This is a genomic window from Bryocella sp., assembly GCF_058498515.1.
Window position 1 is genome coordinate 89,062 of record NZ_JBMHYI010000032.1, and the last position, 13,939, is coordinate 103,000.

Genomic DNA, 13,939 nt, shown 5'->3' on the forward strand with positions numbered 1-13,939 from the left:
CTGGCTGCATCATCTTCCCGCGATTGGTGAAGTGGCTGGCGACGCTGCGGCCCCTGTCTGCAAGTTTCGCGATGTCCTCTGCGCTCGGCTTGGCCTTCTTAGTAGTAGTTTTCTTCATCTTGTCTGTGCAGGTTGAGGTTCTCTATCGCCCACGGGCGATGCTTACGGTCTTTGGCGCCACTGGCCCGATGTGGTCGCCCTGGGGATCATGCGCGACGAACCAGTGAACCACGCGGCTGTGAAACTCCTGCGGAGCGATAGCCGCAGCGGTGCCGTGGTCAGCGCCTTCGACGATCCACAACGCGCAGCGTTTGCCGCAGGCCTGCTGGATCTCGAGCGCGTTGTGCATGCGAATGTTTTCGTCGCGGGTACCGGCGATGAGCAGCACGGGAACGTGCGAGTGCTCGACGGCGCGGACGGGGGAAGCGTCAGGAAGATAGACGTGGTAGCGCAGCCGAGTCCAGAGGAAGGCGACCTCGATGGCAGGGCGGCCCACGGTCTTCCAGAAGCCTGCGCCGAGATGGGTTTGCCAGCCGAGGCGCTCGATGGAGATGGGGCGGAAGCTGGCGTAGGGAGACTCGACCGCGACGGCGCAGAGCTGCGGCGTGACCGCGGTAGCTTCGACGCCGATGGCGGCGCCCATGGATTCGCCAAGAAGATACGTGCAGCCAGGATTGCGCTGGCGCAGCCAGCTGACCCAGCGGCGGACATCGTCACGCTCGAGGATGCCGTAGGTGGCGATGCGGCCGCCGGAAGCGCCGTGCTCGCGGGAGTCGGGCAGCAGCACAGCGTAGCCGCGCTTGAGGAAGATGTCCGCGTAGCCATTGAGCCAGACGCGGTTGCCGGCGATGCCGTGGAGCAGCACCACGGAGCGGCCGTTGGGGTTCGCGGGCGCGATGTACCAGCCGCGCAGCACCGCGCCATCCTGCGCAGTGATCGCGACATCGCGCAGGCGAGCATCGAACTGCCGCTCGTAGCGCACGCGATAGGCCTCGGGCGTGTCGATCGGCATCTTCGGCAGGTGCAGTGAGAACTCCGCGAGCGCGATGCCGAAGACGAGCGTCAGCAGGGCGTATGCAGCAGCAAGAGTTACAGCAATCCGCACCGGGATGGAGAGTCTCTTCTCGAGTGCAGCCATTTTTCATCCCCAGCAGCCGAACGTCCTTGAGGTTCGCAAGGGCGTTACAGTCTGGTGAAGTTTGATGCGGCGAAAGCGGGAAACGTCAATCGTGGCGCGGGAAAACGTGAAGGGCACGGCCGAAGCCGTGCCCTTGTGCAGCGATATCGTCGCAAAGACGCGAGGAAAGACGCGAGGAGAGACGTCTTAGCTGTTGACCGCGCCGGGCATGCCCTTGGCCTTGCTGATGTCCTCGGCCAGCGTCTTCGGCTCACCGGGAAGCTTGAAGTTGAACGAGTCGGGCACGCCATCGGGGAAGACCACGCGATCGATGACGGGCAGCGAGGGGAGCTTGGTGGTGTGGCCGACATCGTTCATCACCGCTTCCGCGGCCTCGAGCACCTCGGCGATGCTCATGGTCAGCATCTCGCGGCCGTTGTCGTAGCCGTTCTCGATCTGCTGCTTGAGGTAGCGGCCTGCGGCCTGCGCGGCCAGGTAATCGGTGATGGCCTTGCCGGTCTTCTTCTTGTGCTCCACCCATGCGGTATTGGGCATGGCGATCCAGAGCGGCTTGCCATTGACGGCGAAGCGGATGTCCGTCGCGTCGGCATGGCGCGTGGCGATGGCCACGACGGTGCCCTTCCACACGCAGTGCAGCTCTTCGCCGGTCCAGCGGTCGATCGCTCGAAAGTCCTCGTACATGCATTCAGCCTATCTGCTCCTTGCGTCACGCTGCAACCACCTTCGCGCGATGGTCGAACTCCGCAGGCTGTCCCATGTAGGCTTAAGAGGACCGGCTCAACACCCAGTGCAAGGAGACTTCATGATTTCGCGTATCACCCGGCCCGTAGTGTTTGCTCTCTGGCTGTCGTTAGGATTGGGGCTCAGCGCGCTTGCACAGGACGGCCAGAAGAACGAGGCCAAGCCCGCGGAGAACGTACCGGACGTACTGGTGTTTGCCAACGGCGACCAGCTTACGGGCCACCTGGTGAGCGCTGCCGGGGGCAATGTGGTGTTCAACAGCGACATGGCTGGGACCTTGACGATTCCGTTCGCGAAGGTGAAGGAGCTGCGGGCGGGGTCGAAGGCCAGTGAGTTTGCGCTGCTGAAGAAGGGCCTGGTGGTTCGCAAGAACACGCCTGCTCCCGAGGGCACCATCTCGATTGCGGATGGCAAGGTGGCGGTGCATCCGTCGCAGGCAGCTTCGAACAGCTCGGCCGAGGCGGTGGCCTCGTCGATTCCTGCTGCGGAGGTGAACTATCTGGTTCCGCGCGCGGAGTTCGACAAGCAGATTCGCGATCACCGGAGCTTCTTTTCCGACTGGAATGGCAGCGTAACCGGTGGAGCGACGCTGGTGCGCGCGACCACCAACGCGACGACACTCACGGTTGGGGTCAGCCTGGTGCGCGCGGAGCCGACCGTCTCCTGGCTGCCGCCGCGCGACCGGACCACGCTCAATGTGAATGAGAGCTACGGCAAGAACACCTCGCCGGGAGCAATTCCGCAGACCAACCCGCCAACGCCCGACGTCACGACGCTCTCGAGTATCTTCCACGCGGACTCGGAGCGGGATCAGTACTTTTCGCCGCGCTTTTACGCTCTCGGCGATCTGGCCTTCGACCACAACTACGCGCAGGGCCTTTCGCTGCAGCAGATCTATGGCGGCGGCATCGGCTGGACGGTGAAGAAGGATGCGAAGCAGGAGCTGGACCTGAAGGCTGACCTCCACTTCGAGACGCAGCAGTACAACAATGGGCCCATCAACGGGGTACAACCCGCAACGCCCACCGCGTCGACCCACCTGATTGGCGGGACGATCTTCGAGGGTTACAACCGCACGTTGCCACACAAGATGGTGTTCACGGAGTCGGTGAACGCGATTCCGTCGTTCAACGTGGGGCGGGATTACTCGGCGAACGTGAACACGGGGCTCACGCTGCCGGTGTTCAAGCGGCTGAGCGTGGCGATCACAGCGAGCGACAGCTTCCTGAACGATCCTGCGATTGGATACAAGAAAAACTCGTTCCAGTTCGTGACTGGGGTGACGTACAACCTGCGCTGACGTCCACAGGGAGTGGGGACGCGGTTCAACCGCAGCAATCCCCCCATCTGTCCCCCGGCAATGTTCTAATGGAAGGATGCGGGCCTTTGCGCCCGGTCCGGTGTTCTCACCCGCAGGAGTTTCGATTCTGATGTTTGCCCGCAAGTCCCTGAGCAACACCGCGCGCCTGGCTGTAGTGTCCCTCGCAGCGCTGCTGATTCCCTCCCTCGCCGCATCGGCGCAGAACAACACGAAAAAGGCGCGCGTGCCCCGGCACGAGACCAACGCCAGCCGTCAGGCGCGAATCCAGCGCACCATCGATGACACCTACTCGCATCGCTGGGAGGTCGCCGGTGGCGGCGGCTGGCTGCGCTACCGGCCGGGCCAGACCCTGCAGCGGAACAATGAAGTGACCTGGGCGGTTTCGACCAACTACTTCCTCAATCCGAAGCTGTTCGTCATCGGCGATGCGCGCGGCGCGTTCGGCAATGCCAAGGTGCAGAACAACATCTTCGGCGTCTCCAACCCGCAGATCAACGAGTACTTCTTCCAGGGCGGTGCAGGCTATCGCGTTTACGCCAAAGAGAAGGTCACGGTGTCCGTGCAGGGCGTTGGCGGCGTGGCGGATGGCATCTTCTCTGGCGGCGCGAAGGGACTGTACGGCTACCAGGTTGGGATCTCGCAGGACGGCGTCAAGCCGGCCTTCTCGATCAGCGGGAATGTGGATTACAACTTCTACCCGAACCTGGCCTTCCGATTCTCGCCGGTGTACCAGGCGACCATGTTCAACAACACGGTCTACACCAGTACTTTCAACCCGGTCACGAACGTCACGACCACCACGACGACCACCAGTGGGGCGTTCCAAAGCCACATGGGGTTCAATGCAGGCATCCTGTATCGCTTCGGCCGCCTGAAGTAACTCGACTCGTTCCTCGAGGCGTGTATAAGAGGCACACAAGAGCCGGGCCCAGGCCCGGCTTTGTGCTGCCCGAGCCCCGACTCAGGCGCCAAGCGCTGCTCTGCGTTTCCTGGTCAGCAGCTTGTTGGCCTGACGCTTCGCATGGTCTTCCTCAAGTTCCTCGATCAAATCCTGTAGATTCCGCCTGGTTCGCTCGCTCGTGACCTCAAAGGCGAGGCCGAGGCTCGCCTCGGATCGAACGGCTCGCACCTTTGCGCGGACGCGAAAGGGCAGCTGATTCACCGTGAAGGCAATCTCGATGACCGCTCCGAGGAACGTGGGATAGGGCGTCTCGAGCTGGATCAGCCCTCCGCCCAAGCTCAGATCGAGGATCCCGGCCTTCAAGGGATGCCCGCTTGGGCTGAAGTACACCTCGGCGATGCCGGTGCACTCGAAACGAGGATGTCGCCGTTGATCGTTTCGGGGTTGCACGGGCACCCTTCCGAAGTCCGATCCGTGGTGACGCTCCCAGACAGACCATTCCCTGGAGTCGTGTGCGGACCATTTCGGGAATTCATCGACGGGAGACTGAAATTTTCTACCCTAAACCCCTAAAATTTCTCGCAACTGTCACCTCCCCGCCGGGAGCGAGCGCCGCAGCGGGGTCGCCCCCTCGATTTTTCGTGGGCGTAATATGGAGATATGTCGAAGGGCTGGGAGTCGAAGAACGTGGAAGAACAGCAGGCTCAAGCAGCATCGTTCAAGGGTGAGAAGCCCGAAGACAACTCAGCAGCCCGTCGCGCCGATGCCGACCTCAAACGCCGCATTCAGGCTTTGGAGATGCAACGCGAGCGCGTGCTGAGCGAGCGCACGTCGAGCCCGCACCGCCGCAGCGCGCTGGAGACCGCACTCAAGTCGATTGAGTACGAGCTCGAGCAGCTGGGCTGGTCGATCAAACTTTAGGAGCAGCGGCTACGCCGGTGGCGCGAGCCTGTCACGCGTGCGCTGACGCTCGGCGATAGCGGCCTTCGGCCGGTAGCGGCTGCGCGGTTAGCATCTCCCTGCAAGCATCCAGATGACGTTGCCCCTAACGCCGCAGGCGCTACCAGCGTCAGCCGCTACCCGCGCAGCGACTAACGCGTACGCGCTCCCCTCAGCTCTTCCTCGTCAGCGTGAACGGATTGGCCTGCGCGACCGGGGTCATGACGATCTGTTGCAGCACCACGTGTTCGGGGCGCGTGGCTACGAAGACGATCACATCGGCAACATCTTCGGGCAGCAGCGGGTCGACGTTCTCGTAGGTCTTGGCGGCGCGAGTGTCGTCGCCGCGGAAGCGGATGAGACTGAAGTCGGTCTTGACCATACCGGGGTCGACCGTGCTGACGCGGATTGGCGTGCCGTTGACGTCGATGCGGAGACCATCGGTGATGAAGCGCTCCGCGGCCTTGGTCGCACAGTAAACTGCGCCGTTCGCGTAGGCGTTGTGGCCGGCGATGGAGCCGAGGTTGATGACGTGGCCACGGCCGCGGGCCACCATGCCGCGCACCACGGTGCGGGTCACGTAGAGCAAACCCTTCACGTTGGTGTCGATCATCTCTTCCCAGTTCTCGATGTCGTCTTCGTAGAGCTTCTTGAGGCCGCGCGCGAGACCCGCGTTGTTCACCAGGACTTCGATCTCGCTCCAGGCTGCGGGAAGGGTGTTGAGCGTGCACTCCACGTCGTCGCGATCGCGCACATCGAGCTCGAAGGAAAACACGTCTGCGGCTCCGGCTTCGCGCAGGCGCGGCTCCAGCTCCTTGAGCTTTTCGAGCCTGCGCGCGCAGACGAGGAGCTTCGCGCCGAGCTTTGCGAACTCCAGCGCGGTGGCTGCGCCGATGCCGCTGCTGGCGCCGGTGACCAGCACAATCTTGTCCTTCAGAGAAATACCCACGGAACGAAATCTCCTGCTGCTTTGGTCTCGATTGAGGGGCCCAGGTTCATCTTGCCTGAAACGCACTCGACACGCGAGTGCTGCCTGGATAGGTGAATTCGGAGAGTAGGATGCACCCTCCCGGCCGGGGGAACAAAAAGAGGCAGGCAGCCGGCTCCACGCCGCGCTGCCTGCCTCTTCACTTGACCCGTTCGAGCTTGGCTGCGTTGATTAGCTGCCCTTACTGCTGGCCGCTAGGAGTTCCACCGGTGACACCGATCGACGCGCCTGAGACAACCAGGTTCACGCGGCGATTCTGCTGACGGCCGGTAGCTGAGGTGTTATCCGCGACGAAGTTCGTCGCGCCAAAGCCCTGCGCCGAAACGTTAGGCTGCGGCACACCATTCTGGACGAGGAAGTTGCGCACGGTATCCGCACGGTTTTCGCTGAGCGTCTGGTTGAACGCCGGTGTTCCGGTGGAGTCCGTGTAGCCTTCGACCTGCACCTTGAGGTTGGGGTAGAGCTCGAGGATGGTGGAGATCTTCGCGAGGCGGACCTGCGCGTCAGGCTTGAGCGTGAACTTGCCCGTGTCGAAGAGCACATCGTTCATGTTCACGATGAGGCCGCGGGCACTCTCGGTCGTCTGCAGGACAGCGTTGAGCTGTGACTTCAGCTTCTCGCGAGCTTCCTCGGCACTCTGCTGGCTGGCCTGCGCCGACTGCTGCGCTGCGGCAGCCTGGGCACGGGCGTTGGCAGCCTCAGCCTCGGCGCGTTCACGGTCGGCATCGGCCTTGGCCTTGGCAGCAGCTGCGGCATCGGCCTGGGCCTGTGCGTTGGCAGCCATCTCGGCCGACTGCGCAGCCTGTTGCTGGGCTTCGACCTTCTCGTTCTGGTTCTGCTGCTCGCGGAGCTGGGCTTCCTTGCGCAACGCAGTGATGCGGGCATCTTCCGCACGCTGCACGGCCTGACGAGCGTCCGTGAAGATCATGTGGACATCGCGGTGCGGATTGGCTTGGCCGGCATCCGCGTTATTGATGTCCTGATGAACCTCATGCATGATGTCGGCGGCATACTTGTCGGCGCCCGCCATCATAGCGATGCGCTCGGCGTTGTGAGCCTCATACAGTGCCAGCGGATAGTGCTCGCGGTCGGTGATGGGGTTGAAGACCGAGTGCGCTCCATCCGTGGGAGCATAGATGCCCCTGGGGAGCAGCTGATAGTGGACATTCACCTGCTCGAGCACGCCCTGCGTCTTGTCGAGGAAGATGTTCTTCATGACAACGACGTCGCTGGGCTGCGAGACGGCGTAGTACGGCTCGGCGGTAACGATCATGCCGAAGGACTGGAAGGAGCTCGAGACATCGAGGTTGGCTTTGTCGCCGGAGAGTTCCAGCTCGCCCAGGTTCTGCGGACGGCCATCAGGCGAGATCGCCCAGAGGACGTAGGTGAGGTATTCGGGACCAAAGCCATTGGCGGGGGTGAGGCCGGAGAACTTCGCCGAGATCTTGGTCTTGCCGGTAACGGATTCGACCTTGGCCTCGCCGTGTGCCCCGGGGGAGAGTTCCGTTCCCACGAAGCCGACGTGGGTCGCTCCGCTGCGATTGAGGTAGTTCACGGCATCGAGCTGACGCTCGACGACCTTTACGTGATAGATGTAGGTTCCGTTAGGACCCGACGCCATAATCTCGCCCGACTGCGCTCCGGGCGCAACGGCTGTCGGATTCGGCACCTGTGCTGCCGCGGCCAAGCATAAGCCTGCACCGGCGACCGCAAACGAGAATGCGGCTGTTGTCTTCTTCCACGTAATCATGATTGTCGTTCTCCCATACTGCATCTTGCTGTTATCGGGTCACCGCGGTGGTCATTCGTCACACACGCCTGACGCCGTCTTCAAGGCGTACAGAAGAGATGGATGGCTGAGTTACAGGAAAAGGTGGCCGGAAAATAAATATGCTTTGTGGGCAACCAGACGCAGGAACGCGGCCTTGTGGCGATGTCGTGAACAGGGCAACTCTTTCTCACGACACGCGCTCAAAGCCGCGTTAACTCAGCGGATTTCGACTTATTGACCGAGGATGGGAACGCCGGCGACTTCCATGCTGTGCGCGATCTTCTCTTTCCATTCCTCAGGGCCGGTGATGTGCACACTGGTGCCCTTGGAGTCGACTGCGACTGTTACCGGCATATCGACGACATCGAACTCATAGATGGCTTCCATCCCAAGGTCTCCGAACGCGAGGAGCTTCGAGCCATGAATTGCCTTCGACACGAGATACGCCGCGCCACCGATGGCGATGAGATACACCGCTTCGTTATCGCGGATGGCGTCGATGGCAGCGACGCCACGCTCGGCCTTGCCGACCATGCCGATGAGGCCGGTCTGCTCGAGCATCTGGCGCGTGAACTTATCCATGCGCGTCGCCGTGGTGGGACCGGCAGGGCCGACAACTTCGCTGTGCACGGGATCGACCGGACCGACGTAGTAGATGACGCGGTTGGTGAGGTCGACGGGGAGCTTCTCGCCTTTGTTCAGCATGTCGGTCATGCGCTTGTGCGCGGCGTCGCGGCCCGTAACGAGCTTGCCGTTGAGCAGCAGCACCTCGCCCGGCTTCCAGGTCTTGATCTCTTCGCGGGTGAGCGTGTCGAGGTTGACGCGCTTGCCTCCGCTGACGTCATAGGTGAGCTTCGGCCAGTGCTCGAGCTTCGGTGGATCGAGATAGACGGGGCCGGAGCCTTCGAGCACGAAGTGCGCATGACGCGTGGCCGCGCAGTTGGGGATCATCGCCACGGGAAGATTCGCGGCGTGCGTCGGGAAGTCGAGGATCTTCACGTCGAGCACGGTGGTGAGACCGCCGAGGCCCTGGGCTCCGATGCCGAGCGCATTGACCTTCTCGTAGATCTCGACACGCATCTTCTCGATGTTGCTATGCGCCCCGCGGGCTTTGAGCTCCTGCATGTCGATGGGGTCCATCAGCGATTGCTTCGCCAGAAGCATCGCCTTCTCGGCAGTCCCGCCGATGCCGATGCCCAGCATGCCGGGAGGACACCATCCCGCGCCCATCGTCGGAATGGTCTTGAGCACCCAGTCGACGACGGAGTCCGACGGGTTGAGCATGACGAACTTGGACTTGGCTTCGCTGCCGCCGCCCTTGGCTGCGACGGTCACATCGACCTTGTTGCCCTTGACGAGCGCGACCTCGACGACACAAGGCGTGTTGTCCCTGGTGTTCTTGCGCGAGAAGGCGGGGTCGGCGAGGATGCTGCCGCGGAGCTTGTTGTCAGGGTCGAGCCATGCTTCGCGCACGCCTTGATCGCACATCTCCTGCAAGGTCATGGTAGCGGGCGCGTCGCCCTTGAGGAGGTGGCACTCAAGACCGAGCTTGATGAAGATGGTGACGATGCCGGTGTCCTGGCAGATGGGGCGATGGCCTTCGGCGCACATGCGCGAGTTGACGAGGATCTGCTTGATCGCATCCTTGGCCGAGGGCGACTGCTCGAGCTCATAGGCCCGCGCGAGGTTCTCGATGTAGTCCACCGGGTGATAGAAGCTGATGTACTGCAGCGCAGCGCGGATGCTCTCGATCAGGTCGTCCTGCTGAATCGTCGTCATGCCCAACATGATAGGCCCGAGCGTGCACGCCCGTGTAGTCGCTGCGAGCCTGCGCGGGGCGATGTTCGGTCAAAGAGACTACTCGTCGAGCACGGCGAAGACATCGGCAACAGGTACCGCTACCGGCGTTCCGTCGAGCGTCAGGATGCCCTCGCGCAGCTCTGTCCGCGCTCCGGATTTCATCAGCACGGTGACGATCCGTTGTTCGGGATCGAAGACCCACACGACAGGGACTCCCATGGAGAAGAAATCGTGGATGCGCCGGTCCAGGCGGCCCCAACGATCTTCCGGAGAGAGAATTTCGATGCAGAGCAGAGGCGGGGTGCGGATGATCTGTTCGCGCGGAATGCCGGCGGGAATGATCAGCAGATCGGGGACGCGATAACGTGTCTCGCCGGTCTGGGTGCGCAATTCCGGTTGCACCTTGACACCCCACTCCTTCTCACGCACTCCAAAAATGATGGTCAGGACCTTTTGCAGATCGGAATGATCCAGCTCACCCACGTTTCGCTCCTCAATCCGACCGTCGACGTAGTCGACATCGGGTTGGTACACCGTATGCAGGTACTCTTCGACGGTTACGAGGGGAACGTCCACGGAAGTCATGGTTGCTGTCGCCATTACGCACGCTCCTGGTGCTTCCAGCGTACACCGGCGTCGCAAGGGGTGTGGGCTGACTCTCTATAATCAGCGCTGAGGCTTCCCTTGGCAGAGACGATCGTCGACATTACCGGGCTGCGCAAGGTGTATCCCGGCAAGAACCCGGTTACGGCGATCGATGCCATCGATCTGCACGTCGAGGACCGCGAGATCTACGGCCTGCTGGGGCCCAATGGCGCGGGCAAGACGACGACGATCTCCATCGCGACGACGAGGGCTGTCGCCACCGCGGGCAGCGTGAGGATCGCGGGAGTCGATGTCGCCGCGCACCCGGCGATGGCCCGGCGCGCGATTGGCGTCGTGCCGCAGTACAACACGCTGGACCGCTCCTGCACCCATCGCGGAGAACATCAGCTTTCACTGCCGATACTTCGGGTTTTCCAGCGTGGACGCGAAGGCGCGCACAGCAGAGCTGCTCGATCAGTTTCGCCTGACCGACCGTGCGAAGGCGTATCCGCAGGAGCTGAGTGGTGGCCTGGCGCAGCGCGTGCAGATCGCGCGGGCAATCGCGCATAAGCCCCGGGTGTTGTTCCTCGATGAACCTTCGGCGGGGCTCGATCCGCAGAGCCGCATAGCGATGTGGGAGGCAGTCCAGGGGCTGCGCGAACACGGCATCACGGTGGTGCTGACGACGCATTACATGGAAGAGGCGGACGCGTTGTGCGACCGGCTCGCCATCATCGATCATGGGCGCATTCTGGTCGAAGACACGCCTGCGGCGCTGAAGGGATCGCTGGGTGGAGAGAAGATCTACGAGCTGAAGCTCGAACAGCCCACGCGCAGCGAAGCGCTGGCGACGCTCCTGCGGTCGCTCGACGGCGTCAGTGTGGTGGAACAGACGGAAGATGGCCTGCGCGTGGTCGCGAAGGCGCGCGATGGTTTGCTGGCCCACATTGTCGGCATGGCTAGTGAGTATGGTTTGCGCGATGTCGCAAGCGCCGAGGCTTCTCTGGAAGCAGTGTTTATCAAGCTGACGGGGAGAGATTTGCGTGAGTAGCTCGAGCATTCAAGTCGTTCCAGCACCCAGCCCGTTCACCAGCTACACGCGCGCCTTTGGCGGCCTGATGCTGCGCGATCTGTATGTGCTGCGGCGCGAGATTGGGCCGTTCCTGATTCGCGTGGGGATGAATCCGCTGCTGTTCCTGTTCGTGTTTACGTACATCATGCCGCACATGTCGGGCGCGGTGAACCCTACGGCACAGATGGCGGCAAGTGCCGGAGCGAACTTCTCCACCGTGCTGCTGCCTGGCCTGATCGCCGTGGCCATCATGTTCTCGGGCATCGCCGCAGTAGCCCTGCCGCTGGCGCAGGAATTCGGCATCACGCGCGAGATCGACGACCGCGTGATGTGCCCGCTACCGGTGTCCGCCGTGGCCTTCGAGAAGGTAATCTTCAGCGCGATGCAGTCGGTGGTTGCGGCAGCGGTGGTCTTTCCGTTGGCTTACTATGTGCCCTCGACAAAGGTCGATGCGCACGTCACAAGCTGGCCATTCCTGATTGCCGTGGTGGTGCTCGCGAGCCTGCTTTCGGGCGCGCTGGGATTGACGATTGGAACGCTCGTTCCACCCAAGCAGATTGGTTTGATCTTCGGCGTGGTGGTGATGCCGATTACATTCCTGGGCTGTGTGTACTATCCGTGGGCCGCACTGCGGTTCAACCACGCGCTGCAATATGGCGTGCTGGTCAATCCGATCGTGTACATCAGCGAAGGCCTGCGCGCCGCGCTGACGCCTGCGTTGGGGCACATGAATGAGGCAGCCATCCTGCTGATGCTTTGTGTATTTCTTGCGCTGCTGCTGAAGGTGGGGATTGGCGGGTTTCGACGGCGGGTCATTAGTTAGGGCAGCGCTTCGCGTTAGCAAGTCAGCGAGTCAGCCGCTACGCGGATAGCGGATTCATGCGAGATCTAAGGAATGAGCCCGGCGGCAGCGATGAGGGCGCGCTGTGACTCTGGCCACGCAGGGTTCTGTGCAAGAACGACGCCTGCATTGCTATATCGAAGCCATGGGTTTTCGTGATTAGCGGGTACATTGGGATGTTCAGACTCGAGGACGACGCAGGCGACACATTGGCGATCAAAGTGTTCCATTACCGTTGCTGAATCAAACGAACCTAGACTTGAAATCCAGGCCTTCATCTCCTTGATAGGGTAGACGTGCTCGTGGGTCAGTTTTTGATTATGCGGTCGCCCCTTTTTCTGAAGCTTAGCCTCCAGATGCTTCTTGACTCCGGACGTGATCGGCCAGCCTCCTAGAGCCTCTACCTCCGCATCGAAGAGCTCCCGCGCGGCAGAACTCCAAAATGGGCATCCGACGTACTTCCCTGTCGCTTCAGTCCATTTCCAGATGAGTTCATTTGACAAAGTTCTGCTACCGGAGAAGTGGCCGACGTGACGCAGCGCCCGATGCTTTTCGCGCATTACTGCGAAATCGTCGTGCTTCAATTCCTTACCCTTTATCGATTGGAACTGCCGCTCGTATTCTCGGCGAAGGAAACAGACGTCCTCTATGACGGCCGAGCGTAGGCGACTAAGCCTCGCCGTATCTTCTTGGTGGTCAAATACCGAGTCGAACTCTAGATCGGTCATGTCTCACTGTACGCCATTTGGTCGGGGTCAGCGTTCTCGCCGATTACTCCGCGGCGTAGGTATGTTGGGGCTTGATGGGGGCAGCGACGGTTGCCTTGCCTAACTTGTCCGCGAGGTCCTTAGCAATAACCGCGCCGTGAAAGCGGCCGTTCTCGATGAAGATCTCGTTGGTGCGCTCGCCGGCGACGACTACGCCCGCGACATAGATGCCGGGTACGTTGGACTCGAGGGTCTCGGCGTTACAGACGGGGCAGCGTGAGTTGTTCGGATCGAGCACGATGCCCATCGACTCGATGAAGGTGAAGTCCGGCTTGTAGCCCGTGAGCGCGAAGACCTGCTGGTTGGGAATCGTCTTCTCGCCTTCAGGAGTGTTCAGGACCACGTCGTCGTAGCCGATGGATTTGATGGTGGTATTGAAGTACGCCGCGACTTCCCTGTTCTTGATGCGGTTCTCGATGTCGGGGCGGATCCAGTACTTGATGTGGCGATGCAGCTCGGTTCCGCGATGGATCAGCGTCACGCGCGCTCCATGGCGATAGAGCTCCAGCGCGGCGATGGCCGCGGAGTTCTTGCCGCCGACGACCAGCACATCGCGTCCGAAGAACGGGTGGGGCTCGTTGTAATAATGGTCAACCTTGGGCAGGTCTTCGCCGGGCACGTTGAGCGGATTCGGCAGGTCATAGTAGCCAGTGGTCACGATGACCTTGCGCGCGCGATGCTGCCTCGGGCGCCCAAACTCATCCTCTGTATGCGCCGTGAAGTCGCCATCCGCGCCGGCGACGCTCTTCACGGTCTCGTAGAGCCGCAGGTCCAGTTTGTAGTGGGCGGCGACCTTGCGGTAGTACTCCAGCGCCTCGGAGCGCGAGGGCTTCTGATTCGGCGACGGAAATGGGATGTTGCCAATCTCCAGCAGCTCCGGCGTGGTGAAGAACGTCATGTTCGCCGGATAGTGGAAGAGCGAGTTGGTGAGACAGCCCTTGTCGACTACGATGACGCTGCAGCCTACGTTCTGCGCGTCGATGGCGCAGGCCAGGCCAGTGGGGCCGGCGCCAATGACTAGAACATCGTGCAATTCTTCACTCATGCCTTCATTGTAGGTCGGAGATTTTGCAGA

At 61.8% G+C, this 13,939-nt stretch carries 13 protein-coding genes and 1 pseudogene; 5 read left to right on the forward strand and 9 right to left on the reverse strand.

The features are described from left to right. Positions 1–142 precede the first annotated feature (142 nt). Positions 143–1,138: an alpha/beta hydrolase gene (locus tag AC5E6W_RS09835; RefSeq protein WP_491752115.1), complete on the reverse strand. Its 996-nt coding sequence runs from the start codon at positions 1,136–1,138 to the stop codon at positions 143–145. Between the two features lie 186 nt (positions 1,139–1,324). Next, on the reverse strand, positions 1,325–1,819 hold the full coding sequence (locus AC5E6W_RS09840; RefSeq protein WP_491752116.1) for a hypothetical protein: 495 nt from the start codon (positions 1,817–1,819) through the stop codon (positions 1,325–1,327). A 121-nt stretch (positions 1,820–1,940) separates the two neighbouring features. Between AC5E6W_RS09840 and AC5E6W_RS09845 the strand changes: the two genes are divergently transcribed. Continuing rightward, complete coding sequence (locus AC5E6W_RS09845; RefSeq protein WP_491752117.1) at positions 1,941–3,179, forward strand: DUF481 domain-containing protein; 1,239 nt, start codon at positions 1,941–1,943, stop codon at positions 3,177–3,179. A 130-nt stretch (positions 3,180–3,309) separates the two neighbouring features. Further along, a complete protein-coding gene (locus AC5E6W_RS09850) occupies positions 3,310–4,080 on the forward strand; it encodes a hypothetical protein (RefSeq protein ID WP_491752118.1) in 771 nt (256 codons plus the stop codon). 81 nt (positions 4,081–4,161) lie between these two features. Here AC5E6W_RS09850 and AC5E6W_RS09855 read toward each other — a convergent pair whose 3' ends face one another. Continuing rightward, a complete protein-coding gene (locus AC5E6W_RS09855) occupies positions 4,162–4,551 on the reverse strand; it encodes a PilZ domain-containing protein (protein ID WP_491752119.1) in 390 nt (129 codons plus the stop codon). A gap of 210 nt (positions 4,552–4,761) precedes the next feature. Between AC5E6W_RS09855 and AC5E6W_RS09860 the strand changes: the two genes are divergently transcribed. Then, complete coding sequence (locus AC5E6W_RS09860) at positions 4,762–5,022, forward strand: hypothetical protein (protein WP_491752120.1); 261 nt, start codon at positions 4,762–4,764, stop codon at positions 5,020–5,022. Positions 5,023–5,212: 190 nt separating this feature from the next. Here the strand turns inward: AC5E6W_RS09860 and AC5E6W_RS09865 are convergent, their stop codons facing one another. The 4 genes from AC5E6W_RS09865 to AC5E6W_RS09880 all read right to left on the reverse strand — a co-directional run bounded on the left by AC5E6W_RS09865 (position 5,213) and on the right by AC5E6W_RS09880 (position 10,199). Further along, on the reverse strand, positions 5,213–5,989 hold the full coding sequence (locus AC5E6W_RS09865; protein WP_491752121.1) for an SDR family NAD(P)-dependent oxidoreductase: 777 nt from the start codon (positions 5,987–5,989) through the stop codon (positions 5,213–5,215). Positions 5,990–6,209: 220 nt separating this feature from the next. Next, positions 6,210–7,778 carry an OmpA family protein gene (locus AC5E6W_RS09870; protein WP_491752122.1) on the reverse strand — a complete coding sequence of 523 codons (1,569 nt, stop codon included), beginning with the start codon at positions 7,776–7,778 and terminating at the stop codon, positions 6,210–6,212. A 252-nt stretch (positions 7,779–8,030) separates the two neighbouring features. Then, entirely contained in the window at positions 8,031–9,578 is a 1,548-nt protein-coding gene (locus tag AC5E6W_RS09875) for a fumarate hydratase (protein ID WP_491752123.1), read from the reverse strand. Positions 9,579–9,656: 78 nt separating this feature from the next. Then, positions 9,657–10,199, reverse strand: coding sequence for a Uma2 family endonuclease (locus AC5E6W_RS09880; protein ID WP_491752124.1), 543 nt, complete (start codon positions 10,197–10,199; stop codon positions 9,657–9,659). Positions 10,200–10,322: 123 nt separating this feature from the next. Between AC5E6W_RS09880 and AC5E6W_RS09885 the strand changes: the two are divergent. Both AC5E6W_RS09885 and AC5E6W_RS09890 read left to right on the forward strand, forming a co-directional pair. Beyond that, positions 10,323–11,235: pseudogene (locus tag AC5E6W_RS09885) on the forward strand (ABC transporter ATP-binding protein). Between the two features lie 67 nt (positions 11,236–11,302). Continuing rightward, positions 11,303–12,079, forward strand: coding sequence for an ABC transporter permease (locus AC5E6W_RS09890; RefSeq protein WP_491752162.1), 777 nt, complete (start codon positions 11,303–11,305; stop codon positions 12,077–12,079). Between the two features lie 65 nt (positions 12,080–12,144). On the opposite strand, the gene AC5E6W_RS09895 is transcribed toward AC5E6W_RS09890, so the two are convergent. Both AC5E6W_RS09895 and AC5E6W_RS09900 read right to left on the reverse strand, forming a co-directional pair. Then, positions 12,145–12,825, reverse strand: coding sequence for a hypothetical protein (locus tag AC5E6W_RS09895; protein ID WP_491752125.1), 681 nt, complete (start codon positions 12,823–12,825; stop codon positions 12,145–12,147). A 43-nt stretch (positions 12,826–12,868) separates the two neighbouring features. Then, entirely contained in the window at positions 12,869–13,909 is a 1,041-nt protein-coding gene (locus AC5E6W_RS09900) for a YpdA family putative bacillithiol disulfide reductase (RefSeq protein WP_491752126.1), read from the reverse strand. Between the last annotated feature and the right edge of the window lie 30 nt (positions 13,910–13,939).